The 24394-nt window shown below is 68.6% G+C and carries 23 protein-coding genes; 19 read left to right on the forward strand and 4 right to left on the reverse strand.

Going from position 1 to position 24394, the window contains the following annotated elements:
- The first annotated feature begins 81 nt into the window (after positions 1-81).
- The 17 genes from MX571_RS11935 (at position 82) to MX571_RS12015 (ending at position 16467) form a co-directional block, all read left to right on the forward strand.
- On the forward strand, positions 82-1110 hold the full coding sequence (locus MX571_RS11935) for an NAD(P)/FAD-dependent oxidoreductase (protein WP_247416949.1): 1029 nt from the start codon (positions 82-84) through the stop codon (positions 1108-1110).
- A gap of 116 nt (positions 1111-1226) precedes the next feature.
- Positions 1227-2558 (forward strand): APC family permease, encoded by a 1332-nt coding sequence (locus tag MX571_RS11940; RefSeq protein ID WP_247416950.1) that lies wholly within the window; start codon positions 1227-1229, stop codon positions 2556-2558.
- Positions 2555-3649, forward strand: coding sequence for a 3-hydroxyacyl-CoA dehydrogenase (locus tag MX571_RS22705; RefSeq protein ID WP_247416952.1), 1095 nt, complete (start codon positions 2555-2557; stop codon positions 3647-3649). The genes MX571_RS11940 and MX571_RS22705 overlap by 4 nt, the downstream gene beginning before the upstream one ends.
- Before the next feature lie 93 nt (positions 3650-3742).
- Complete coding sequence (locus MX571_RS11950; protein ID WP_247416954.1) at positions 3743-4225, forward strand: DUF7529 family protein; 483 nt, start codon at positions 3743-3745, stop codon at positions 4223-4225.
- A gap of 148 nt (positions 4226-4373) precedes the next feature.
- Complete coding sequence (locus MX571_RS11955; protein ID WP_247416956.1) at positions 4374-6065, forward strand: ABC transporter substrate-binding protein; 1692 nt, start codon at positions 4374-4376, stop codon at positions 6063-6065.
- Positions 6066-6105: 40 nt separating this feature from the next.
- Positions 6106-7122 carry an ABC transporter permease gene (locus tag MX571_RS11960; protein WP_247416959.1) on the forward strand — a complete coding sequence of 339 codons (1017 nt, stop codon included), beginning with the start codon at positions 6106-6108 and terminating at the stop codon, positions 7120-7122.
- A 1-nt stretch (position 7123) separates the two neighbouring features.
- Positions 7124-8029 carry an ABC transporter permease gene (locus MX571_RS11965; RefSeq protein WP_247416961.1) on the forward strand — a complete coding sequence of 302 codons (906 nt, stop codon included), beginning with the start codon at positions 7124-7126 and terminating at the stop codon, positions 8027-8029.
- A 1-nt stretch (position 8030) separates the two neighbouring features.
- Positions 8031-9161 (forward strand): ABC transporter ATP-binding protein, encoded by a 1131-nt coding sequence (locus tag MX571_RS11970; protein WP_247416963.1) that lies wholly within the window; start codon positions 8031-8033, stop codon positions 9159-9161.
- Positions 9158-10213: an ABC transporter ATP-binding protein gene (locus MX571_RS11975; RefSeq protein WP_247416966.1), complete on the forward strand. Its 1056-nt coding sequence runs from the start codon at positions 9158-9160 to the stop codon at positions 10211-10213. Before MX571_RS11970 ends, MX571_RS11975 begins: the two co-directional genes overlap by 4 nt.
- Before the next feature lie 2 nt (positions 10214-10215).
- A complete protein-coding gene (locus tag MX571_RS11980; RefSeq protein ID WP_247416967.1) occupies positions 10216-10587 on the forward strand; it encodes a hypothetical protein in 372 nt (123 codons plus the stop codon).
- Entirely contained in the window at positions 10584-11699 is a 1116-nt protein-coding gene (locus MX571_RS11985; RefSeq protein WP_247416970.1) for an S-methyl thiohydantoin desulfurase domain-containing protein, read from the forward strand. Before MX571_RS11980 ends, MX571_RS11985 begins: the two co-directional genes overlap by 4 nt.
- 2 nt (positions 11700-11701) lie before the next feature.
- Positions 11702-12619 carry a DUF1177 domain-containing protein gene (locus MX571_RS11990; protein WP_247416972.1) on the forward strand — a complete coding sequence of 306 codons (918 nt, stop codon included), beginning with the start codon at positions 11702-11704 and terminating at the stop codon, positions 12617-12619.
- Positions 12616-13275 carry an AroM family protein gene (locus MX571_RS11995; protein WP_247416975.1) on the forward strand — a complete coding sequence of 220 codons (660 nt, stop codon included), beginning with the start codon at positions 12616-12618 and terminating at the stop codon, positions 13273-13275. Before MX571_RS11990 ends, MX571_RS11995 begins: the two co-directional genes overlap by 4 nt.
- A 1-nt stretch (position 13276) precedes the next feature.
- Complete coding sequence (locus tag MX571_RS12000) at positions 13277-14224, forward strand: aminopeptidase (protein ID WP_247416977.1); 948 nt, start codon at positions 13277-13279, stop codon at positions 14222-14224.
- Positions 14221-15069, forward strand: coding sequence for a nitroreductase family protein (locus MX571_RS12005; RefSeq protein WP_247416979.1), 849 nt, complete (start codon positions 14221-14223; stop codon positions 15067-15069). The genes MX571_RS12000 and MX571_RS12005 overlap by 4 nt, the downstream gene beginning before the upstream one ends.
- On the forward strand, positions 15066-15791 hold the full coding sequence (locus MX571_RS12010) for an aspartate/glutamate racemase family protein (protein WP_247416982.1): 726 nt from the start codon (positions 15066-15068) through the stop codon (positions 15789-15791). Before MX571_RS12005 ends, MX571_RS12010 begins: the two co-directional genes overlap by 4 nt.
- A gap of 136 nt (positions 15792-15927) precedes the next feature.
- Entirely contained in the window at positions 15928-16467 is a 540-nt protein-coding gene (locus MX571_RS12015) for an Lrp/AsnC family transcriptional regulator (protein WP_247416985.1), read from the forward strand.
- A gap of 100 nt (positions 16468-16567) precedes the next feature.
- On the opposite strand, the gene MX571_RS12020 is transcribed toward MX571_RS12015, so the two are convergent.
- Together MX571_RS12020 and MX571_RS12025 are read right to left on the reverse strand one after the other, a co-directional pair.
- The gene (locus MX571_RS12020; RefSeq protein WP_247416986.1) at positions 16568-18241 is read right to left on the reverse strand and encodes a thiamine pyrophosphate-binding protein; all 1674 of its coding nucleotides are present in this window, start codon (positions 18239-18241) and stop codon (positions 16568-16570) included.
- 129 nt (positions 18242-18370) lie between these two features.
- Complete coding sequence (locus tag MX571_RS12025) at positions 18371-19006, reverse strand: MBL fold metallo-hydrolase (protein WP_247416989.1); 636 nt, start codon at positions 19004-19006, stop codon at positions 18371-18373.
- 128 nt (positions 19007-19134) lie between these two features.
- Here MX571_RS12025 and rqcH point away from each other — a divergent pair, with 128 nt between their 5' ends.
- Positions 19135-21300, forward strand: coding sequence for a ribosome rescue protein RqcH (rqcH, locus tag MX571_RS12030; RefSeq protein WP_247416991.1), 2166 nt, complete (start codon positions 19135-19137; stop codon positions 21298-21300).
- Between the two features lie 62 nt (positions 21301-21362).
- Here the strand turns inward: rqcH and MX571_RS12035 are convergent, their stop codons facing one another.
- Positions 21363-22427, reverse strand: a complete 1065-nt coding sequence (locus tag MX571_RS12035; RefSeq protein WP_247416993.1) for a zinc-dependent alcohol dehydrogenase family protein — start codon at positions 22425-22427, stop codon at positions 21363-21365.
- Positions 22428-22686: 259 nt separating this feature from the next.
- On the opposite strand from MX571_RS12035, the gene MX571_RS12040 reads away from it, so the two are divergent.
- Entirely contained in the window at positions 22687-23754 is a 1068-nt protein-coding gene (locus tag MX571_RS12040; protein ID WP_247416994.1) for an mRNA surveillance protein pelota, read from the forward strand.
- Here the strand turns inward: MX571_RS12040 and MX571_RS12045 are convergent.
- On the reverse strand, positions 23739-24323 hold the full coding sequence (locus MX571_RS12045) for a universal stress protein (protein ID WP_247416995.1): 585 nt from the start codon (positions 24321-24323) through the stop codon (positions 23739-23741). The two genes, MX571_RS12040 and MX571_RS12045, sit on opposite strands and share 16 nt — an antisense overlap.
- Positions 24324-24394 lie beyond the last annotated feature (71 nt).

Genomic DNA, 24394 nt, shown 5'->3' on the forward strand with positions numbered 1-24394 from the left:
TGGGACACCGGGCGGGCGCAAGCGACGACCAGATGACCGCTGTCCACGGCTTTTTGCACGGGACGCGCCTTCCCACGTGGTATGAACGTCGCCATCGTCGGGGCCGGCGCGTCGGGCGCGGCCGTCGCCTACGCGCTCCGCGACGCGGACGCCGACGTGACCGTGTTCGAGAAGTCCCGCGGCGTCTGCGGCCGGGCCGCGACCCGTCGAAGGGAGGACTGTCAGTACGACCACGGCGCGAACTACGTGAAAGACGAGGACGAGCGCGTGAACCGCCTGCTCACGGAGGAACTCGACAGCGAGGGACTCGTCGACGTCGAAGCGCCGGTCTGGACGTTCGACGCGAGCGGCGAGATAACCGAGGGCCGGGCCGACGACGAGCGCAAGTGGACCTACGAGGACGGCATCACGCAGGTGGCGAAACGGCTGCTCGCCCGCACCGACGCGACGGTCCACCGCGAGACGCGCGTCGAGGGCATCGCCCGAGAGGACGGACGCTGGTCGCTCGCGGACAGCGAGGACGCGGCCCTCGGCTCGTTCGACAGGCTCGTCCTGACGCCGCCCGCACCCCAGACCGCGGACCTGCTGGCGACGATGGCGTGGGACGACGAACGCAGAATCGACGTCCACGACGCCGTCGCGGCCGTCGACTACGCGTCGGTGTTCACCGCCGTCTGCCACTACCCGTTCGAACTCGACCGACCGTGGTACGCGCTCGTGAACACGGACCGCGAGCACCCCGTCGGCTGGCTCTCCCGCGAGGAGCTGAAACCGGGCCACGTCCCGGACGGCGAGAGCCTGCTCGTCGTTCAGATGGGCCACGACTGGTCGGGCGAGCGCATCGACGACGACCCCGACCAGGTGCTCCGGGAGTCGGTCGGCCACGCCACCGAACTGCTGGCCGACGACGCGTTCGCCGACCCGGACTGGACCGACCATCAGGGCTGGCGATACGCGCTCCCGGACGGGGGCGTGACGGGCGACACTCACCGCGACTGTGAGGATGCTGGGCTCTACTTCGCGGGCGACTGGGTCGTCGGGGAGTCGCGCGTCCACGCCGCCCTCGCGAACGGCCTGGAGGTCGGCGAGCGCGTCGCGTCGTCGGAGTGAACGGACTCCTTCTTGTCTCTCTGTGCGACGAGTAGCGTCGCGACCCGCCCGCGTGCGAGGTTTTTTCTCTCCACTCGCAGACTGGTAGACGACATCATGCAACAGGGAGGGTCTCCGTGCTGACCGAACGCGAGGGCGGCGACGTCGGGTTGCTCGACGCCGTCGCCATCGAGGTCGGTCTGGTCGTCGGCGGTGCGCTGTTCAGCCTGACTGGCGTCGCCACCGGTATCGCCGGGACAGGGGTGTTCGTCTCGTTCGCGCTCGCGTTCGGCGTCGTCGTTCTGGGGCTGGTGCCGACGGCGATGCTCGGCGCGGCGTTCCCGACCACGGGCGGGAACTACCGGTACCCCCGCGAGTTCGTCTCGCCGTTCGTCGCCTTCCTCGCCGCCTGGGGTCTCGGCGTGAGCATGTTCGGCGGCGGCCTGCCGCTGTACGCGCTCACGTTCGGCGGCTACGTCGAGTCGCTCGTGGCGGTCGACCCGGTGCTCGTCGGTCTCGTCGTCCTCACCGCGTTCTTCCTGCTCAACCTCGCGGGTATCCGTACCGCCGCCCGCGCCCAGGTCCTGCTGTTCGTCGCTCTCGTCGCCGCGCTGGGCGTGTTCGTGGTCGTCGGCGCACCCGCCGTCGACGCGGCGAACCTGACGCCACCGTTCTCGACGGGCGCGACCGGTCTCGTCGCCGGGGCGGCCATCCTCTACTTCGTCTGTCTCGGCGCGAACTTCGTCGTCGACATCGGCGGCGACGTCCGTGAGGCGACGGTGACGCTCCCGCAGTCGCTCGCCATCAGCGTCCCGCTCGTCCTCTGCCTGTACGTGGCGACGGCCGTCGTCGCCGTCGGTTCGGTGGGCGTCGACGCGCTCGCGAACGAGGAACTGACCGTCCCCGCGGAGGCCTTCCTCTCGCCCGGCCTGCGAACGTTCTTCGTGGTCGGTGGCGCGCTGTTCGCCATCACGACGAGCATCAACGCGGTGTACATCATCGTCCCGAAGTACCTCGACGCGCTGGCGGCCGACGGACTCGTCCCGGCGGTGCTGGCGGAGACGAACGAGCGCTTCGGCACCGCCCACTGGGGGCTGACGCTGGTGTACCTCCTCTCGGTCGCCGCGCTGGTCAGTCCGCTCCCGGTCGCCGACCTCGGGACGCTGCTCGGGTTCGGCGGCATCTTCCTCATCGTCCCGGTGATGCTCGCGGCGGTCCGGGCCGTCCGGCGGCGACCAGACGCGTTCGAGCGGGTTCCGTCGTTCGTCGGGCGACGCGCGACCACCGTACTCGCCGTGAGCGCCGTCGCCTGCAACGCCCTGCTGTTCGTCGTGCTCGCCACGCAGTCACCCGTCGTCTGTGCGGCGTGGGTCGGCCTCGTCGTCGTCGGCGCGGGCTACTACCTCGCCAGGACCCGATTCGGCAGGCGTGAACGAGAGGCCGAACCGCTCGTGGAGGGGTCGGCGTGAGGACCGGCGTCGTCGGCGCGGGCGTGATGGGACGGGACATCGCGGGGCTCCTCGCCAACGGCGGCCACGACGTGACGCTCGTCGACGTGGACCCGGACGCGCTCGACGCTGCCCGCGCGTACCACCGCGACGAACTCCCCGACGCCCTCGCGGCGGCCGACCTCGGCCCGAACGGACCGCCCGCCGAGCGCATCGGCTACGACACCGACCTCGGCTCGCTCGCCGACGCGCGGTTCGTCGTCGAGGCGGTCCCCGAGCGACTCGACCTCAAGCGGTCGCTGCTCGCGGACCTCGACGACGTCCTCTCGCCGGACGCCGTCGTCGGGACGAACACCTCCTCGCTCACGCCGTCGGACGTCGCCGCCGACTCCGAGTACCCCGAGCGGGTCGTCCTGTTCCACTTCGCCAACCCGGCGATTCCCCGTGATATCGTCGAACTGTCGGGCGACGACGCCAGCGAGGCGACTCACGACCGCGCGCGTTCGATGGCCGAGGACATCGGGAAACAGCCGATTCGGCTCCAGCGAGAGTACCGCGCGAACGGCCTCTCCCGCCTCTCTGCGTCCATCAAGTGCGCGGCGACGTGGGAACTGCTCGACGCCTCCGCGGCCGCCATCGACCGCGCCGCGCGGGCCGTCGGCTTCGACCGCGGCCCACTGGAGTTCGTCGACCTCATCGGCGTCGACGTCCACCTCGCTACCGTCGACAACCTCGCCGGTGCCTACGGCGACCGGTACGCCCCGCCACCCGAGTCCCGCGAGCGCATGGAGCGGATGCGCGAGGACGGCCGACTCGGGATGAAGACGGGCGAGGGGTTCTTCGAGTGGGACGGTGAGGAGTGTCGTCTCCCCGACACCGACGAGGCGTACGACGTGACGCCCGTCGTCGCCGCTCTCGTCAACGAGGCCCACCGCCTCGTCGCCGACGGCGTGGCCGACGAGGAGACGGTGAACGACATTCTGAAACGCGGGTCGGGCGGCGACGTCGGCCCCTTCGACGTGGAGGCGATGCTCGGCCGCGAGTTCCTCCGCGAGACGCTCATCCGCCGCCACGAGGAGACCGGCGCGGGTGTCTACGACCCCGTGTTCTGAGCGTTCGTGCTTCCTCGTTCTCCCTCGGGAAGACCACCGCCGGTCTGGTACCGGGATATTTAGGCTACCAGAGCGGACGCTCCGGAACAGTACATGGACCGCGACAAGCTCAACCGGATGAACAAAGCGAGCGTCCACTGGGAGCGGTTGCTGGACGGGATGGACGCGATCGCCGCCGACTACCGGGACGAGGGATGGGAGACGCTGGTCCTCCACCCGGGTGACGTCTCGGTGTTCGTCGACGACGAACCGGGGTCGAAGACCGGGTTCAGACTGGTCGTCCCCCAGTCCGAACTCGACGCCGTCGCGGAACTGGTCGGTGATGCGGCTACCCGCTACGACGAATTCGAGGTGTACCGTGGCGACACGGAGGGGCTGGTCCTCTGTACGGTCGCAGTGAAGTCGGCCGACGACGCATCGACGATTCTCTACCCCGTCTACTACGATTCGGGCACCGACCAACGGTTCGTCGAATCCATGGCGGATGGCGGTATGGTGTACTCCGAGATAACGAACCTCGGAAAAAGTAGTATATTCTCGTTCGTTCATCGTAATATCGACCCATTCCTACCGTAAATAGAACACTATATCGACAGATGTGTTCGCTCACGATTCCGAGCCTGATTTTTAATCTCAGTACTCGGTAGTTAATTCGTAACTTCAAGCACCCGAATAAAGTCTCGGTTCCGGAACACTTATCCCAATTGGTGAGACACACATGTCCATGGCAACGGATGACGCGGACAGACGGACGTTCCTCAAACTCGCTGGTGCTGGCGCGGCGGGGGTCGCGCTCTCGGGTTGTTCATCGAGCGGCGGTGGGAGTGGAGGGACGGACGACGGTAATCCGGGGGGAAACGAATCGTCGACCGACTCGAACGGCGGTGGCGGCGGGAGCGGTAGCGGGTCGAACGACTTCCACTTCATCGCCGGTCAGGTGTTCGGGACGCTCGACCCGGCAGAACAGGTCGACTACACGCAGGGGCTCGCCGCACAGAACCTCTACGACGAACTCATCACGGTCGACGCGGAGTCCCTGCAGCCGACCGAACACCTCGCGGAGAGCTGGGACACGGAGAACGAGGGGAAGACGTGGGTGTTCACGCTCCGCGACGACGTGACGTTCTCGAACGGGGACAGCCTCACCGCCGACGACGTCGTCTACTCGATGAAGCGGATGCTGAGCCTCGAAGCCGGCTACTCCTCGTTCTGGCTCAGCTACCTCGACCCGGAGGACGTCTCGGCCCGCGACGAGCGGACGGTCGAGTTCACCTTCAGTCAGGCGTACGGCCCCGCGCTGGCGACGTTCGTCCAGTTCTACATCGTCAACAGCGCGGTGGTCGAGGAGAACGCCAGCGGCGACGACTGGGGACGCGGCTACCTGCAGAGCAACTCCGCGGGCTCCGGCGCGTACGTCCTCGACAACTGGGAGCAGGGCAACTCCATCGAGGCGTCCGCCTACGAGGACTACTGGAAGGGCTGGAACGAGAACAGTTTCGACACGTTCCGCTCGACGGTCATCACCGAGCAGTCCACCATCGTGAACACGATGCAGCAGGGGGACGGTGACATGACCGACCAGTACATGGGCGTGCAGGCGTACGAGCAGATGGACTCGTTCTCGAACGTCCGCGTCCCCGAGGTTCCCCAGCTCCAGCTGTTCCACTTCCCGATGAACACCCAGAAGGCCCCGACTGACGACATCAACGTCCGGAAGGCCATCGCCTACGCGTTCGACTATGACAGCGCTGTCAACGATATCATCGGTGGCGGGGCCCAGGCGACCGGTCCGGTTCCCCAGGAGATGGCCGGGCACAACGACGACCTCACGCCGGTGTCTCAGGACCTCGAGAAGGCCCAGCAGTTCCTGGACCAGGCGGAGTACAGCGTCGACGAGATCAACGAGATCGGCCTCGAACACGTCGTCGTCGCCGGGACCGAACTCCAGCGCCAGATGGGGCTGCTCAACCAGTCGTGTCTGAACGAACTCGGCATCGAGCTGACGATCAACCCCCAGCAGTGGGCCAGCATCACCGACAAGGCGACCAGCGCGGAGTCGACGTCCCATCTGACGAACATCTTCCACACCGCGAAGATGCCCTCGCCGGACAGCCACACGTACCTCATGTACCACCCCTCCTCGTTCGGGTCGTACATCTCCCAGTCGTGGTACTCGACGGACGAACTCACGTCGGTGCTGGAGGAGGCACGCACGACGACCGACCTCGAAGGTCGTCTCGACAAGTACCGCGAGGCGCAGTCGCTCATCGTCGAGGGGATGCCGAGCGTCTTCATCGGGAACCCACCGTACCGCATCGGTATCAACCAGAACGTGGAGGGCTGGAAGTACCGCGGTGTCATGTCCTTCGACTGGGACGTCCACTCGATGACTCGCAAGGGCGACGGCCGCGCCTGACCATGGTCGACGACACACCGAAGCCCACCAACCCCTACCGATGTCGTACGTAGACTACCTCGTCAGGCGGGCGCTCCAGGCGGTCCCAGTCGTCTTCGGACTGTCCATCCTGATCTTCCTGATATCGCGGGTCGTTCCCGGCGACCCGGTCAGACTGGCCCTCGGGCCACAGGCGACCCAGGAGCAGGTCACCCGACTCCGGCGAGAGATGGGTCTGAACCAGCCGCTCCCCGAGCAGTATCTCGACTGGCTGGTCGGCGTCCTGCAGGGTGACTGGGGGATGTCGCTGCGGACGAACAACAACGTGTTCAGCGACATCGTCGGCCGCCTGCCGGCGACGCTCGAACTCACCCTCGTCACGCTGTTCTTCGCGGTCCTGCTGGCCATCCCGTTCGGCGTCGTCGCCGGGACGAACAAGGACCGCTGGCAGGACCACCTCTCGCGCATCGTCGCCCTGTTCGGCGTCTCGATGCCGCGGTTCTGGGTCGCTATCGTCCTGCAGATGATATTCGTCGTCACGCTCGGTCTGCTCCCGCTGTCCGGTCGGCTGAGCGACGGTGTGGCACCGCCACCGGCGGTCACCCACCTGTATCTCGTCGACAGTCTGCTCGCCGGTCAGTTCGGGACGTTCGTCGACGCGGCGAAACACCTCGTCCTCCCGGCGTTCGCGCTCGGCCTCGCGACGCTCGCGCAGGTCATGCGTCTCATCCGTTCGGACATGATCGACGAGACGAAGAAGGACTACGTGCTCGCCGCGCAGGCGTACGGCCTCCCGAGTAACCTCATCGAGTACAAGTACATGCTGCGGAACGCCTTCACGAGTTCCCTGACGGTCATCGGGCTCGCGCTGGGGTTCCTGCTCGGTAACGCGTTTCTGGTCGAGATCGTCTTCGCGTGGCCGGGGATGGCACGCTACGGCGTTCAGGCCATCCTCTATCAGGACTTCAACGCCATCGTCGGCGTCACCATCGTCATCGGTATCGTGTTCGTGACCACCAACTTCGCCGTGGATCTGCTGTACGGCTACCTCGATCCACGGGTGCGACTTGAGGACTGACATGTCTACGAAAGCACTCTCACGACTCGTCGACTCGGACGACGCCGCACGGCAGGAGCGGCTCCGGCAGCTCCGCCGCGGTGCTCGAAGCTTCGCTCAGAACAGGCTCTCGCTGGTCGGCCTCGCGATGGTCCTCGTGCTGGTGTTCGCGGCGCTGCTCGCGCCGTACATCGCGCCGTACCCGGCCGACGCCGGTGCCGGGGTCCACTTCGACCGGGCGAGCCAGCCACCGAGCGTCGACCACCCGATGGGCACCGACACCACCGGCCGCGATATCTTCAGTCGGGTGCTGTTCGGCGCTCGACTCTCGCTGATGATGGGGGCCGTCGTCCTCTCCATCGCCATCTCCGTCGGGGTCACGCTGGGCCTCGTCGCGGGCTACCTCGGCGGGACGGCCAACGCCGTCATCATGCGGACGACGGACATCTTCCTCGCGGTACCGCCGACGCTCCTGGCGATGGCGGTGGTCGCCGCGACCGGAGCGTCGCTGCTGAACGTGATGATAGCCATCGCGTTCTCCTGGTGGTCGTGGTACGCTCGCCTCGTCCAGGGGGAGGTGCTGTCCATCAAGGAAGCCGAGTTCGTCGAGTCCAGTCGCGCTCTGGGGTCGAACTGGACCCGGACGGCGTTCCGCGAGATACTGCCGAACGTCCTGAGTCCCATCACCGTGAAGGCGACCCTCGACATGGGGTTCGTCATCCTCGTCGGGGCGGGGTTGTCGTTCCTCGGTCTGGGGGCGCAACCGCCGACGCCGACGTGGGGGGCGATGATCGCGCAGGGGCGCAACTACGTCACGACGTTCTGGTGGATCGCGGTGTTCCCCGGGCTGGCGATCTCGTTCGCCGTGCTCGGGTTCAACTTCATCGGCGACGGCCTGCGGGACGTCCTCGACGTGGAGGTGAACTGAGATGGGTGACCCGCTGCTGGAGGTGCGGAACCTCCATGTCCACTTCGACACCCACGACGGCGTCGCGGAGGTCATCAACGGCATCGACTTCACGCTCAACCGGGGTGAGACGGCGGCGCTCGTCGGCGAGACGGGCTGCGGGAAGAGCGTGACCGTGAAGGCGATCCTCGGGTTGCTCCCCTCGGCCCGGATTCCGGCCGGAGAGATCGTCTACAAGGGCGAGAACGTCCTCGACCTCTCGGACGCCCAGCGACACGCCCGCCGCGGGACCGACATGAGTATGATCATGCAGGACCCGATGACGAGTCTCAACCCCGTCCTGACGGTGGGCGAGCAGATGCTCGACGTCCTGAAGTGGCAGGGCCGCTCGCGGCTCTCGTTCACGAGCTGGATGCGCGACAAGCTCGACCGGGGCACGAACGACGCCCACCGCGAACGTGCCATCGAGATGCTCGGGGACGTCGAGATATCCGCACCCGAGCGCGTCTTCGAGAGCTATCCGGTCGAGCTATCCGGCGGGATGCGACAGCGCGTCCTCATCGCCATCGCACTGCTCTCGGAGCCCGACCTGCTCGTCGCCGACGAACCGGGGACGGCACTCGACGTGACGACCGAAGCGAAGGTCCTCGACCTGCTCGACGACCTGGTCGAGGAGCGCGACACCAGCGTCCTGTACATCACCCACGACCTCGGTATCGCCCGCGAGGTGAGCGACTACATCAACGTCATGTACGCCGGGGAGGTGGTCGAACAGGCCCCGACCGGCGAGCTGTTCGCGAACCCACAGCACCCGTACACGCGGGGGCTGCTCAGCAGCATCCCGTCGCTGTCGACGGGTATCGGCAGCGGTATCGAGGGCCACCTCCCGGACTACACCGACCCGCCGACCGCCTGCCGGTTCGCGGACCGCTGCCCGCATGCGGAACCGGAGTGCCGCGAGTTCTACCCCTACCCCCGGACGACGGGGACGGACCACACGGTGGCGTGCCACCTGTTCGACGGTCCGCCAGCGCACGCCCGTCACGCCGAGGGTGACGCGGTGGACGTCGACATCGGCGAACCACCGTGGTACGACCGAGCCGACGGACGACACCAGTCGAACGCGGTCCTCGGAGGAGAGTCCCAGTCATGAGTCTCACAGACGACGCCGAACCACAGGTACAGACCGCCAGACGCCCCGTCGAGGACCCGATGGTCCGCGTCGAGGGGCTGGAGAAACACTTCCCCATCCACGAGGGGGTGCTCCAGCGACAGGTCGGTGCGGTCCGGGCGGTCGACGGGGTCAGCTTCTCCATCGAGGAGGGCGAGACGTTCGGGCTCGTCGGCGAGTCCGGGTCGGGGAAGACGACGACCGGCCGGTCGATGCTCAGGCTGACGGAGCCGACCGCCGGAACGGTCGAAATCGACGGCCAGAGCGTCACCGACCTCTCGGCGAGCGAACTGAAGCGTTTCCGTCGGCACATGCAGATCGTCCACCAGGACCCGACATCGAGTCTCAACCCGCGCCACCGGGTCAAGTCCATCGTCGAAGCGCCGCTGAAAATCCACGACTACGGCGACGCCACCGAGCGACTGGAGCGCATCGAGGAACTCCTGGAGATGGTCGACCTGCCCAAGGAGTTCATGTACCGCTACCCGGGGCAGCTCTCGGGCGGGCAGAAACAGCGGGTCGGCATCGCACGGGCCGTCGCGCTCAACCCGAAGTTCGTCGTCCTCGACGAACCGACGAGCGCGCTGGACGTGAGCGTGCAGGCCCGCATCATCGACATCCTGGAGGACATCCAGGAGGAGTTCGGCATCACCTACCTGTTCATCACGCACGATCTCTCGCTCCTGCGGAACGTCGCCGACCGTATCGGCGTGATGTACCTGGGGCGACTCGTCGAGGTGGGCGACGTCGACGCCGTCTTCGAGCGCCCGCAACACCCGTACAGTCGTGCGCTGCTCTCGGCCATCTCGACCATCAGCGAGGCCGACGAGCGCCTGAAGCCCGAGCGGATGACCATCGACGGCGAGGTGCCAGACCCGCGGGAGAAGCCGAGCGGGTGCGCGTTCCGGTCGCGCTGTCCGTACGAGTTCGACGCCTGTGGGGCCGAAGAGCCCCCGATGTACGAGACGGGCGAGGACCAGGTCGCGCGCTGTTTTCTCCACGACGAGGACGCCGAGGAGGACCCGGAGTGGTGACCGTGTCCGAGGACTCGACCACCAACAGCAGGGTCGACGCGCTCCGGGCGGCGCGCGAGCGCCGCCCCTGGACGGTCGACCTCGTCGCCGACTGTGCGAGCACACCGTCGGCGTTCAAGGCCGACCTCCCGGCCTGTGCCGTCTGTTCGGCCCCGTGCGAGACAGAGGAGGTCTGTGCGACGGCGATAGCGAAGTCCGTCGACCTGCTCGACGAGGTCGGTCGGGCGCAGGCGTACCACCTCGTCGAGAACGGGATGGGTCGCCTCCGCCTCGGCGGCGAGGCGACGGTCAGGACGGCCGACCGCGAGCGACCGAACACCTTCGTCGCCCTGCGCGACGTGACCGAGGCGACCCCGGAGTCGAGTGACGAATGACCACGACAGCGAACACGACCAGCATGAGCCAGTTACAGACGACGACGATTACGAGAGAGTGGGTAGAACACGTCGCGGTCGGGGGAGCGGTCCTCGGCGGCGGCGGTGGCGGGTCCCTCGAGGAGGGCATCGAGTTCGGAACGCTCGCCATCGAGTACGGGACGCCGACCATCGTCCCGCTGAGCGCGCTCGACGCGTCGGACACCGTCCTGACGGTGAGCGGCGTCGGCGCACCCGCGGCGACCGAGAGCGCGGTGAACCCGGTCGACTACGTCCGCGCCGTCGACCTGGTGGTCGAGCGACTCGCCGACCGGGGGACGGGCGTCGACGCCCTGATGACCAACGAGATGGGCGGCTTCGCGGCGGTGAACGGGCTCCTGCAGTCGGCGGTGACCGGCCTGCCCATCGTGGACGCCGCGTGCAACGGCCGTGCACACCCGACCGGCCCGATGGGGTCGATGGGCCTCTCGGCCGAGGAGACCGCCGTCCAGGCGGGAGTCGGCGGCGACCGCGGTGCGGGCCGTCACCACGAGGTGACCGTCGAGGCGTCGCTCCAGTCCGCCGCGTCGCTCGTCCGGCAGACGGCCGACGCCGCGGGCGGTCTCGTCGCCGTCGCCCGGAACCCCGTCACCGCGGAGTACGCCGGGACCCACGCCGCGGTCGAGGTGTACGACCAGGCCGAGGCCGTCGGCCGGGCGGTTCGCCAGTCCGAAGACGGCGTGGTCCTCGACCGGGTCGCCGAGGCACTCGACGGCGACGTCGTGGTCTCGGGGACCGTCGAGTCGTACGCGCTGGAGACGACCGGCGGGTTCGACGTGGGGACGGCCGTCGTCGACGGGCACGACCTGACGTTCTGGAACGAGTACATGACGCTCGACCGCGACGGCGAGCGGCTCGCGACGTTCCCTGACCTCATCACGACGCTCGACGCCGCGAACGGTGAGCCCATCTCGACGGCCGACCTCGACGAGGGGCGGTCGGTCGCGGTAGTCGTCGCTCCCGCCGCGTCGCTCTCGCTCGGCGCGGGCATGACCGACCCGGCGCTGTTCGAACCGATAGAAGACGCGGTCGGCGTACCGATTCTCGACTACGCGTTCCCGGAGGATTACTGACAATGTACGACACAGTTCAACAGGCGTACGACACGCTCGACCACCCCGAGGCGGACGGCGAAGCAGTTCGCGCCGCGCTCGACGACACCGACGTCGCCGTCGAGGTGACGACCATCACGTCCGACGAGGGCGCGACGGACTTCGTGAAGATAACCATCCCCGGACGGGACCCGACGGCCCCGACGCTCGGGGTCATCGGCCGCCTCGGTGGCATCGGGGCACGCCCCGAAGAGGTCGGGATGGTCTCCGACGGCGACGGGGCAATCGTCGCTCTGTCGAGCGCTCTGCAGCTCGCGAAGATGCACGACCGGGGTGACGTGCTGCCGGGCGACGTGCACATCGCGACGCACGTCTGTCCCGACGCCCCCACCTCGCCCCACGACCCGGTGCCGTTCATGGGCAGTCCGGTCGACATGGAGACGATGAACCGGCACGAGGTGGACGACCGGATGGACGCCGTGCTGTCGGTCGACGCGACGAAAGGGAACCGGGTCCACTGCGAACGCGGGTTCGCCATCACCCCGACGGTGAAGGAGGGCTGGGTGCTGAAACCCAGTTCGTCGCTCCTCGACGCCCAGGAGCGCGTGACCGGGCGCCCGCCGAGCACGCTCACCCTGACGACACAGGACATCACGCCCTACGGGAACGGCGTCCACCACATCAACAGCATCCTCCAGCCGTCGACGGCGACGGACGCGCCCGTCGTCGGCGTGGCGACGACGAGCGTCAACCCGGTGTCGGGGAGCGGGACGGGAGCGAACTACTACCCCGAACTCGCCGAGGCCACCGGGTTCGTCGTCGAGACGGCGAAGGACTTCACGCGCGGTCGCGCCTCGTTCTACGACGACGAGGAGTTCTCCCACCTCCAGTCGCTCTACGGGTCGATGACGCACCTGCAGGCGAAGGGGAACGGCCGATGACGACCATCGGTCTGCTCACCATCGGCCACGCCCCCCGGACCGACGTGACACCGGACATCCTCGCGCAGTTACCCGACGAGGTGGACGTCGTCGAGGCCGGTGCACTCGACCCGTTCGACTCCGCTGCGGAGGTTCGCGGCGCGCTCGGTCCCCACGAGGGCCAGCCCGTCTTCGTCACCCGACTGCGCGACGGGTCGTCCGTGACGGTCCCGCAGGAGCCGGTGTTCGACCTGCTCCAGGAACGAGTCTACGAACTCGCCGAGGACGCCACGATGATCGGGGTGCTGTGTACCGGCGACTTCCCGCCGTTCGACGCCGACGTTCCGGTGCTCGAACCGAGCGAACTCCTCCACGCGTGGGCGACGAGCATCGTAGACGGCGGGACGATCGGGGTGCTGACGCCGAAGCCCGAACAGATAACGCAGGCGACCGAGAAGTGGGCGGACTTCGAGGTGGTGACCGCCGCGGGGTCGCCGTACACGGGGGCCGACGAGGTCGCCGCTGCAGCCACCGAAATCGGTACCGGGACGGACCTTGTCGTGATGGACTGTATCGGGTACACGCCCGCGATGAAGGCGGCGGTCCGCGAGCGGACGGGGACCGGCGTCCTCCTGAGTCGGTCGGTGCTGGCGAAGACCACCGCGGAGGTGCTCTGAGATGGCCGACCTCCGCGAGGTAGCGCGGTCGGTGCTGGTCGAGAACCTGGCCGCCGAGGCCGACGAGACGCTGCTCGTCGTGACCGACACCGAACGGCGGGCCATCGGCAGGGCGCTGTTCGAGGCGGGCGACGACGTCGGGATGGAGACGGGCCTGCTGGAGACGCGACCACTCGCACGGAGCGGGATGGAGCCACCGGCGTTCGTCGCGGCCGCGATGCGGGAGGCGGACGTCGTCGTCTGCCCGACGACGGCCTCGCTCACCCATACCCGCGCCCGGGAGGCCGCCACCGAGGCGGGCGCGCGAGTCGCGACGATGCCGGGTATCACCGAGTCGATGTTCGGCGGCGGGGCGATGACGGCCGACTACGGCGAGGTCGAGCGCATCACGGCCGCCGTCACCGAGCGACTGAGTGCTGCGTCGAGCGCCCGTATCGAGTCGTCGGGAGAGACGCTCACGCTCTCGCTGGCGGGTCGGGACGGTATCGCGAGCGACGGCTTGCTCCGCTCTCCCGGTGAGTCGGGCAACCTCCCGTCCGGTGAGGGGTACCTCGCCCCCGTCGAAGACACCGCCGAGGGGACCATCGTGTTCGACGGCGGTCTCGTCGGTGTCGGCGCGCTCGACGACCCGCTGGTCGTCCACGTCGAGGCGGGGACCGTCTCATCAGTCGAGGGAGCGTACGCCGACAGCTTCCTGGAGACGACCGCTGGCGATGTCTGCGCACGCCGCGTCGCGGAACTCGGCCTCGGGACGAACCCGGCTGCCGAGATCATCGGGACCGTTCTCGAAGACGAGAAGGTGTACGGGTCGTGCCACGTCGCCTTCGGCGACAACCACGGGTTCGGCGGGACCATCGAGTGTGACTCCCACGTCGACGGAATCGTGCTCGAACCGGACGTCTACCTCGACGACGAACTGGTGCTCAGCGGGGGCGACGTGGTCGTATGACCGACCGGGTCCACGACCGGCCCGCCACCCGACGCGAGCGGCCACCGGTGTCGAACCTCTCTCCCTGGCTGGCGCGGCGCTGTACCGTCCGGGCGTTCGACCCCGACGCCGAGATACCCGACGACGACGTCCGCGAGATCGTCGACGCCGGTCGGAAGGCCCCGACGAGCGGGACAACGCAGATGTACAGCTTCCTCTGGATACGTGACCCGGCGGTCCGCGAGCGCGTCCACGAGCTCTGTAACCGAGGCACCGCACAGGTGGAGGAGGCGAGTCACTTCCTGCTGGTCTGCATCGACCTCCGTCGGATACGGCGGCTGCTCGACCACCGCGACCGCGAGTTCCGCCTCGCGCCCACGATGGGGTTGCTGGAGGGGGCGGTCGACGCGTCGCTGGCGGCGATGGGGGCCATCGTCGCGGCCGAGAGCATGGGCTACGGCACCTGTCCCGTCGGGAACGTGCTGAACGCACTGCCGGCGGTCGCGCGCGCTGTCGACCTCCCAGCGGGCGTTCTCCCCATCTACGGCCTCTGTATCGGTGTCCCGCGCCACGGGTCGGCCCGGGAGAACGCCCCGCGGCTCCCGCTCGGCGCGGTGCTCCACGAGGGCGAGTATCGCGACCCTTCCACGGAGCTACTCGACGCCTGCTACGAGTCGATGAACGAGATGTACGGTGACAGCGTCTACGGCGACGCGACCCGCGAGTGGCAGGAGACGCTCGAGCGCTACTGGGGGCCCGACGGGTTCATGAACCGCCGGGAGGAGACGCTGCTGACCGCGCTCCGCCAGCAGGGGTTCTTCGCCGACCGCGGCGTCGACGAGGCACTCGGGGGTGCGTCTCGGTGACCGACGATTCCTCCGGGGTCGCTACGAGCGACACGGCGGATGCGGGAATCGACCACGTCGAGATGGGAGTGCTCCGCGTTCTCACCCTCGCGGACCCCGACGCGGTGGCGCTCCACGGTCGTCTCGTCGAGCGACACTTCCCCGAGGTCACGACTCACTCGCGATGTATCCCGGACCACCCCGAGGGCATTCCGACGGTCGAGGCCGAGGCGGCGGCGCTGCCGCTCGTCGACTCGCTCGACCGGGAGATGGCTGCCGACGTGGACGTGCTGGCGGTGAGCTGTGCACTCGACCCGGGCGTCGCCGAACTCGACGACGCCCTCGACGTTCCCGTCGTCGGGGCGGGGGCGAGTGTGGCGGCGGCGGCGCTCGCCCGCGGCGAGCACGTCGGCACGCTCGGTCTGGAGGCCGGGACGCCACCGAACGTCGAACGCCTCCTCGGGGACCGTCTTCGGGCGAGCGAGGTGGTCGAGGGTGCCGAGACGACGACCGCCCTCACCACGGAGCAGGGGCGCGCCGCGATTCGCCGTGCGGTCGCTCGCCTCGCGGACGCGGGCTGTGATGTCGTCGCGCCGAGCTGCACGGGCATCACGACGGCGGACGTGCTCGGCGACCTGCGCGAGTCGCTGGCGATTCCGGTGCTCGACCCGGTGCTCGCCATGGCGGCGATGGGCCGACTGGCGCTCGTCCCGACGGCGTCGCCCGGAGGCGAGCAGCGGTGACGGCCACCGGGAGCGTCGTGGCGGCCTGGTCCCTGACGGTGTGCCGAGTGGCCCAGAACGGCGAACACCTATCACGGACGGACCGTCGGCGTCTACCACTGCTAACTTACACAACGGGAGACAGCAATCGATAACCATGGCTACGAACACACCCAGCGTCGAGGAGTGGATCGAGGACCCACGCGTCGTGGAGCTCCTCGAAGAGCGGATGGACCACAAGGACTACCTCATCTTCCGGGAACTGAACGAGGACGGCCGTCTCTCGGACACCGAACTGGCCGAACGGGTCGACCTCTCGCGGACCGCCGCTCGACGCCGCCGGAAGAACCTGCAGGAGGAGGGAATCATGGAGATATTCGCGCTGCTCGTCTTCCAGCAGGCCGACTACACGTACGCCGAGGTCCAGATATCGTACGCGGCGAGCGCGACGCGTGCGGACATCGACGCGTTCATCGAGGAACTCGTCGACGACGCGCTCATCTACGAGGTCGCCGAGTGCGTGGGCGAACACGACCTCATGATCCGCGTCTGGCAGTCCTCGCTCGACGACATCAACGTCCACGTCAGGGAGCACCTGCAGGGCAACGACGTCGTCGACGACTACACGCTCGTCCCCATCACCAAGTCCCACAAGATGTTTCACCGAGACTTCCGGACGGACGGGGACGCCGGGTAGCAGCCTCGCCTTACGGCGGTCAGCAGCATCTTCTTAGCCGGTTCGACGGGGGTCGTCGTCACGACGACCCCGCGATGCGTCGGAGCGGACATCCCGTGTATCAGACCAGCACCGGCGGCGCGGCGAACGGGTCGACCACGACGTCGAGCAGCGTCGGGTGGTCGCTCCCCACCGCCTCCGCCAGCGCGCCCGCCAGCCGCGAGGGGTCCTCGATGCGCTCGGCGTCGCAGCCGAACCCGCGGGCGACCTGCGCGAAGTCCACCTGCGCGAAGTCCGTCGACTGGTCGACGGCGTAGTTGCCGAGCTGGCTCGCCTTCGAGGAGCCGAGCATGGCGTTGTCCGCGACGACGACGGTGACCGGTAGCTCTTCGCGCACCGCCGTCTCCAGGTCCGCGATGTGGTAGCCGAGGCCGCCGTCGCCCGTGAGGACGACGACCGGGGCCTCGGGGCGAGCGACCTGGATACCCAGCGCCTGGGGCAGCGCGTAGTTGATGCCGTCGCTCCCGCGGGCCTGCACGTAGCCGAGGCCGGCCCGGGGCACCTCGTGGAACGCGCCCGAGAAGAACCCGGAGTAGCTCGTCGCGCTGACGAGGACGCCGTCGGTGGGGAGCGCGGTGCCGATGTCGGCGACGACGCGACTCGGTCGGATGGGGGTGGCGTCGCTCTCCAGTTCGTCGCGGTGGCTCTCGCGCCACTCGGCGCGGTCGGCGGCCAGCGACGAGATTCGTGACTCGCGGTCGCCGAAGGCCTCCGGGTCGCTCTGCTCGGTGAGTGCCTCGATAGCGGTACGGAGGTCGGCGGCCATCGCCACGTCGGCGTCGTAGTTCCGCCCGAGCCACGACGGGTCGCGGTCGACGTGGACCACGGCCGCGTCCTCGTCGAGGAGCGACCAGCCGACGGTGGTGAGTTCGCCGAGGCGACAGCCGAGTGCGAGGACGAGGTCGGCGTCCTCGACGGCGTCGTTCGCCACCTGGCAGAACCCCCAGCGCCCGACGACGCCGAGCGCGTACGGCTCCGTCTCGGCGACCGCCCCCTTCCCGTTCATCGAGGTGACGACGGGCGTGTGGGTGTTCTCGGCGAACGCGACCAGTGCGTCGTGGGCGTGTGCCCGATGGATGCCCTCGCCCGCGACGACGACCGGCCGCTCGGCCGCTTCGAGCAGGTCGACCGCCTGAGCGACGGACTCGGGGGTCGGGGGCGGCCGGTGGGCCGGGAACGACGCCGACACCGCGCGGTGACGGACCTCGTCGGACCCCTCGTTCCCATCTGCGTCGCCCAGTTCCTCCCGGAGGACGTCCTCCGGGACGTTGACGTGGACGGGACCAGGGACGCCACCGACTGCCTCGCGGAGGGCGGTGGCCGTGTCCGCGACTGCGCGTTCGGGCGTCACGGCGTCGTAGCCCGACTTCACGTACGGGTCGAGGATGGCGCGGTTGTCGGCGTCCTGGATGACGCCGTTCCCGCGCGTCGCGACCGGGTTGTCACCGGTGAGGGCGAACACGGGCGAGGACGCGCCCGCCGCCTCGACGAGGCCGACGCCGAGGTTCGCCGCGCCGGGGCCGCCGACGCCGTCGACGACGCCCACCCGCCCGCTGGCGCGGGCGTAGCCGTCGGCCATGATGGCGGCACTCGCCTCGCTGCGGCCGAGGACGTGGCGCAGGTCGGAGTTCGCGAGGCTGGCGTAGTACGGGTCCAGCTGCTCGCACGGGAAGCCGAACACCGTGTCGAGGCCCGCCCGCTCGAACAGGGTGACGAGGTCGTCGGTCACTGGCATGGCGGGGCCTCCACGGGAGGGGCGGTTCGTGGTCGCATACCACAACCGACACACGCACCGACAAATAGCTAGCCTCCGGGCGGTCCTGCGCTGACAGCGCTCTCCCGGCTGCTCGCAGCCCGGCGACTGCTACTCGACCAGCGCGACGTACTCGTCGAGTTTCTCGCTGGCGTCCTCCAGCACGGACGAGCCGTGGTAGACGAGCCCCACGTCGAACTCGTACTCCCGCAGCTTCGCGAGGCTCTCTTCGGCCAGCACGAGGTCCTCGGAGTAGACGCCCGGCGGGAGGTGGAAGTAGCCGCCCGGCAGGCCGCGCTGGTCGGCCCCGCTGGCTGCGTCGGCCATGATGGCGACCTCCCGGTCCTCGTTCACGAACAGGTGCTGGTGGGAGACGTGACCAGGCGCGTGGACCGCCTCGAACCCGGCGAACGTGTCGCCCTCGCCGTAGAACTCCCCCTCGGTCTCCACGTCGGGGTCGCTCCCCTCCGGGAGGTAGAGGTCGCAGTCGTACTCCTCGCAGACGGCGTCACAGCCGCCGACGTGGTCGCCGTGGCCGTGCGTGACGACGACCCGTTCCGGGGCCACGCCGGTCGCCTCGATGCCCGCGAGCAGTTCCTCGGTCGTGTCCGGGAGGCCCGCGTCGAACAGCGTCGGCGTGTCCGCGTCGACGAGGAACGCCCGGATTCGGCCCGTCTCGCGTTCGATACAGGTGATGTCGTGGATGCCGGTCACGCGTTCGACGACGTCAGTGTCGGTCGGTGACATGGTCCGAACTGCGGGTGCCGTGAGGATACGCCTTCTGGCGGCGGCAGACGGTGGCGGGTCCGGACCGCTACTGCCCGGCGGCGAGACGGAACGACACGCCTTTTCACGCCTCCACCGGACGGGAGGGTATGGAACGAAAGCGCGAGTTGACGAGCGTCGACTGCGCGGCCCTCGCGCGCGAACTCGGCAAGTACGAGGGCGCGAAGGTCGACAAGGCCTACCTCTACGGCGACGACCTCCTGCGGCTCAAGATGCGGGACTTCGACCGCGGGCGGCTCGAACTCCTCGTCGAGGTGGGCGACCCCAAACGCGCCCACCTCGCGGCGCAGGAGCACGTCCCCGACGCACCCGGTCGCCCGCCGAACTTCGCGATGATGCTCCGGAACCGCATCACGAGCGCCGACTTCGCCGGCGTCGAGCAGTTCGAGTTCGACCGCATCCTCACCTTCCACTTCGAGCGGGACGACGGCGACACGCACATCGTCGCGGAGCTGTTCGGCGACGGGAACATCGCCGTCTGCGACGACAACTACGAGGTCGTCGGGAGTCTGGAGACCGTTCGCCTGAAGTCGCGGACCGTCGCGCCGGGGTCCATCTACGACTACCCCTCCTCGCGGTTCAACCCGCTGGAGGTCGACCGCGAGGGGTTCGACGCCCGGATGGAGCAGTCCGACACCGACGTCGTCCGCACCATCGCCACGCAGCTGAACTTCGGCGGTCTCTGGGCCGAGGAGCTCTGCACCCGCGCGGGCGTCGAGAAGACGAAGGATATCACGGACGCGACCGAGGACGACTACGCGGCGCTGTTCGAGGAACTCGACCGCCTCCGGACCGTCCTCCGATCGGGCAAGTTCGACCCGCGCGTCTACTACGAGCCGGTCGAGGACGACGGTGGCAACAGTGGGGCCGACGCGGACTCCGACGACGACACTGAGACCGACGACGACGTCCGGACGGACGTGACGCCCGTTCCGATGGAGGAGTACGAGGGGAAGCGCGCGGAGGTGTTCTCGAACTTCGACGACGCGCTGGACGACTACTTCCACAACCTCGAACGCGAACCGGGCGACGAGGCGACCGGCGGGGAGGCGTCCTCTCGCCCCGACTTCGAGGAGGAGGTGGCGAAGTACGAGCGCATCATCGCCCAGCAGGAGGGCGCCATCGAGAGCTTCGAGGAGGACGCCCAGGAGGAACGCGAGCGCGCCGAACTGCTGTACGCCCGCTACGACCTCGTCGACGACGTCATCTCGGCGGTCCAGAACGCCCGCGCCGAGGACACGTCGTGGGACGACATCGCCGCCCGGTTCGAAGAGGGCGCGGAGCAGGGCATCGAGGCGGCCGAGGCCGTCGTGGACGTGAACGGCGCGCAGGGGACCGTGACGCTCCGCATCGACGACACGCGGGTCACCGTCGACCCGTCGATGGGCGTCGAGAAGAACGCCGACCAGCTCTACCAGGAGGCAAAGCGCATCCAGGAGAAGAAGGAGGGTGCGCTGGAGGCCATCGAGGACACCCGCGAGCAGCTGGAGGACGCGAAGGAACGCCGCGAGCAGTGGGAAGCGCCCGACGAGGACGAGAGCGACGACGAGTCCATGGAGGACGTCGACTGGCTCTCGCGGTCCTCGATTCCGCGGCGACGCGACGAGCAGTGGTACGAGCGGTTCCGCTGGTTCCGGACGAGCGACGGCTACCTCGTCCTCGGCGGGCGCAGCGCCGACCAGAACGAGGAGCTCGTCAAGAAGTACACCGAGAAGAACGACCGGTTCCTCCACACGCAGGCCCACGGCGCGCCCGTCACCATCCTGAAGGCGACCGAACCGAACGAGGCGTCGAAGGCCGTCGACTTCCCCGAGTCGTCGCTGGAACAGGCCGCGCAGTTCGCCATCACCTACTCGTCGGTGTGGAAGGAGGGGCAGTTCGCGGGCGACGTCTACATGGCCGAGCCGAGCCAGGTGTCGAAGACGCCCGAGAGCGGCGAGTACGTCGAGAAGGGGTCGTTCGTCGTCCGCGGCGAGCGAACGTACTTCGAGGACACGCCGGTCGGCTGCGCGGTCGGTATCGCCGTCGAACCCCAGACGCAGGTGCTCGGCGGGCCGCCGGAGGCTATCGAACCGCGCACCGAGACGTCGATTCGGCTCGAACCGGGCCGCTACGCCCAGAACGACATGGCGCAGATGCTCTACCGGGAGTTCAAGTCGCGGTTCACCGACCAGACGTTCGTCCGGAAGGTGGCGAGCGCGGACCGCATCCAGGAGTTCCTGCCGAACGGCGGGAGTCGGATGGTCGACGACTGAGGTCCCGACCGTCGCTTCTCGCGGGTGCTGCCGTCGAAAAATGGAGTGGGTTCGGTGCCGACTCAGGCGAACTGGTCGATGACGGGGATGCCGACCGTCTCGAAGTCGGTCATCGAGGCGAGTCGGTCCGAGACGTCGTCGAGTGCGACCGTCTCGCTGACGACGGCGCTGGGGTTGAGCTTGCCCGTCTGGACCATCCGGAATATCTCGTCGTACTGCGTCGGGGGCATCCCGAGCGACCCGATGAACTCTATCTCCTGCATCACCATCGCGTCGGTCGGCAGCTGAACCATCCCCTGTTCGTCGCTCGTCGTCAGGCCGATCTGGACGTGCTGGCCGCGCGTGCCGAGGCTGAGCACCGAGTTCTGGCACGTCGTGGCGATGCCGAGGGCGTCGACGCTGACGTCCGCGGAGCCGGCGCTGAGGTCCTTGACGGACTCGGGCACGTCGTCGACCTCGCCCGCGTTGACGACCTCGTCCGCGCCGAGGTCACGCGCCTTGTCGAGTTTGTCGTCCATGAGGTCGACGGCGACGACGTTCGCGCCGAGGGCGTCGGCGATGTGGACCGCCGAGAGGCCGACGCCGCCACAGCCGTGGACGGCGACCCAGTCGCCCGCGCCGACGTCGGCGCGGTGAGCGAGGCCGTGGAACGCGGTCATGAACCGGCAGCCGAGTCCGGCCATGTCCGTCGAGGAGACGCCGTCGGGGAGTTTCACGAGATTGTGGTTCGCGGCGGGCACGTGGACCTCCTCCGCGAACGCACCCTGGACCTGCTCGACGAAGCCGAGTGGCATCACGTTCTCGCAGGTGTTCCCGTGGCCTGTTCGACACTGGATACAGGTTCCGTCGCCGATGTTGAACGGGACGGCGACGTGGTCGCCCTCGCTCACCTCCGTCACGTTCTCGCCGGTGGCGATGACGTGACCCGCCGGTTCGTGGCCGAGGATCTGGCCCTCCTGTGGCTGGATGCCGAGCCAGTCCCAGTCGCCCTGCCAGCCGTGCCAGTCCGACCGGCAGATACCGCAGGCTTCGAGTTCGACGATCGCCCCGTCGGGTGTCACCTGTGGTTCGTCTACCTCCTCTATCTCGAGCGGTTCGCCGTACTCTTTGAGAACTGCTGCGCGCATTGCGTACGGTGGTCGGTAGCAAATCGCATAAGGTTAATTCCGACGACGGTGATTGTAACACGAATCGGTAAGTGAGTGGCGCGATATCAGTGCCGAACGATGCGAGAGTCGGGATGGTTCTGTACGAACGATTGTGGTTCGCGCCTTCTACCAGCGAGCGTTCGGTTCGTGCCGTCTGCGGGGGTCGCGTGGACGGTCGGGTAGGGGGACCCGCTGGCGAGATAGCAGGACACTTCCCCGCCGCCCGCGCAGGTGCGCCATGCGCATCGCGGACCGCTACCACGTCGAGGGAGGGATGGAGCGCATCACGCTCGTCCCCGAGACGCTCGACGACCTCTGGCATCTCAACTACATCCTCGAACCCGGCGACATGGTCGGCGGCGACACCCACCGCCGCGTCCGACGCGACGACGAGCAGTTGCGCGACTCTGGCGGCGAGCGCGAACACATGTACGTCACGCTGCAGGTCGACGAGACGGAGTTCGCGCGGTTCGCCAACCGACTCCGAGTGTCCGGCGTCATCGAGGACTGCTCGCGCGAGGACCAGCTCGGCTTCCACCACACGCTCAACGTCGAGGACAACGAGGAACTGGAGGTCACGAAACACTGGAAGCCCGACCAGCTGGAGCGCCTGGAGGAGGCCGTCGAGGCGACCGAGACGGCCGACGTCGCCGTCGCCACCGTCGAGGAGGGGGCGGCGCACGTCCACACCGTCGCGCAGTACGGCGCGGAGGAACGGGTCGCGCTCACCGGTCCGACCGGGAAGGGCGAGTTCGCCCGCGGCCGCGACGAACTGTTCGCGGAGTTGACGCAGGTGCTCCAGCGGATGGAGGTCGACGCCATCATCCTCGCCGGACCGGGGTTCACGAAGCAGGACGCGCTCGACTACGTCGAGGAGAACGCGCCCGACGTGGCCGCGAAGGTGACCGTCGTCGACACGAGCGCCGTCGGCGACCGGGGGGTCCACGAGGTGCTCAAACGGGGTGCGGTCGAGGACGTGCAGGCCGAGACCCGCATCGCCCGCGAGGCCGAACTCATCGACGAGCTGATGAACGAGATCGGTCAGGGTGCGAAGGCCGCCTACGGCGTCGAGGAGGTCCAGAAGGCCGTCGAGTACGGTGCCGTCGAGACGCTGCTCGTCGTCGACGAACGCCTCCGACTGGAGCGAGCGGGCGAGGGCGAGTGGGACGCCGACGCGAACGACCTGCTCGAATCGGTCGACCAGAAGGGCGGTGACGTCGTCGTCTTCTCCCACGAGTTCGACCCCGGCGAGCAGCTGGCGAACCTCGGGGGAATCGCGGCCATCCTCCGCTACCGGCTGGAGTGAGGGGTGCCTGCGGTCGTCGGTCGTCCCCGGCCGGGGACGTGGACCGTCTCGACCGGTCGGGGGTCGGCGTCGGCCGCCTCTCGGAGCACCGTCACCGTCCCGTCGAAGGACTCGACGACCGCTCTGACGACGTCCTCGGCCCCGACCGCCCCGAGCGACGAGCGCCGTCGAGCGACGACGAAGACGTGGCTACAGCCGCGCGCCCGCGCCTCGGCGAGGATGCACGCCGGTTCTCTGCCGACGACGCCGACACACTCGTACTCGACCGGGACGCCGGCGAGCGCCTCGCGGGCGACGTGTTCGGCCGTCCGACGACGTTCCTCCTCCGCCTGGGCGAGCGTGAACCGCGGCAGGTCCGGCACCCGCTCGCGGGCGAACTGGCGGTCGGCGAACGCGCCGCCGGGCATCACGTTGAGGACGGTCAGGTGCCCACCGGTCGCGGCGACGAACTCGCCGGCCGCCCGGACCGCCGCTCGGTCTTCGGTCGCTCCCTCCACGCTCACCAGCGCGTTCACCGCACCAGCCCCGGTCGTCGGCAGGTCGCCGCCGAACACTGCGTCTCTCGCCATACCACTGCTCGGTCGGCCACCGGTAAGAACCGGAGCCAGTACCGGAGTGAAAGTGTAGAGGGTCGCCTCGA

The organism is Halomarina salina (assembly GCF_023074835.1).
In the GTDB taxonomy this organism is placed as follows: Archaea; Halobacteriota; Halobacteria; order Halobacteriales; family Haloarculaceae; genus Halomarina; species Halomarina salina.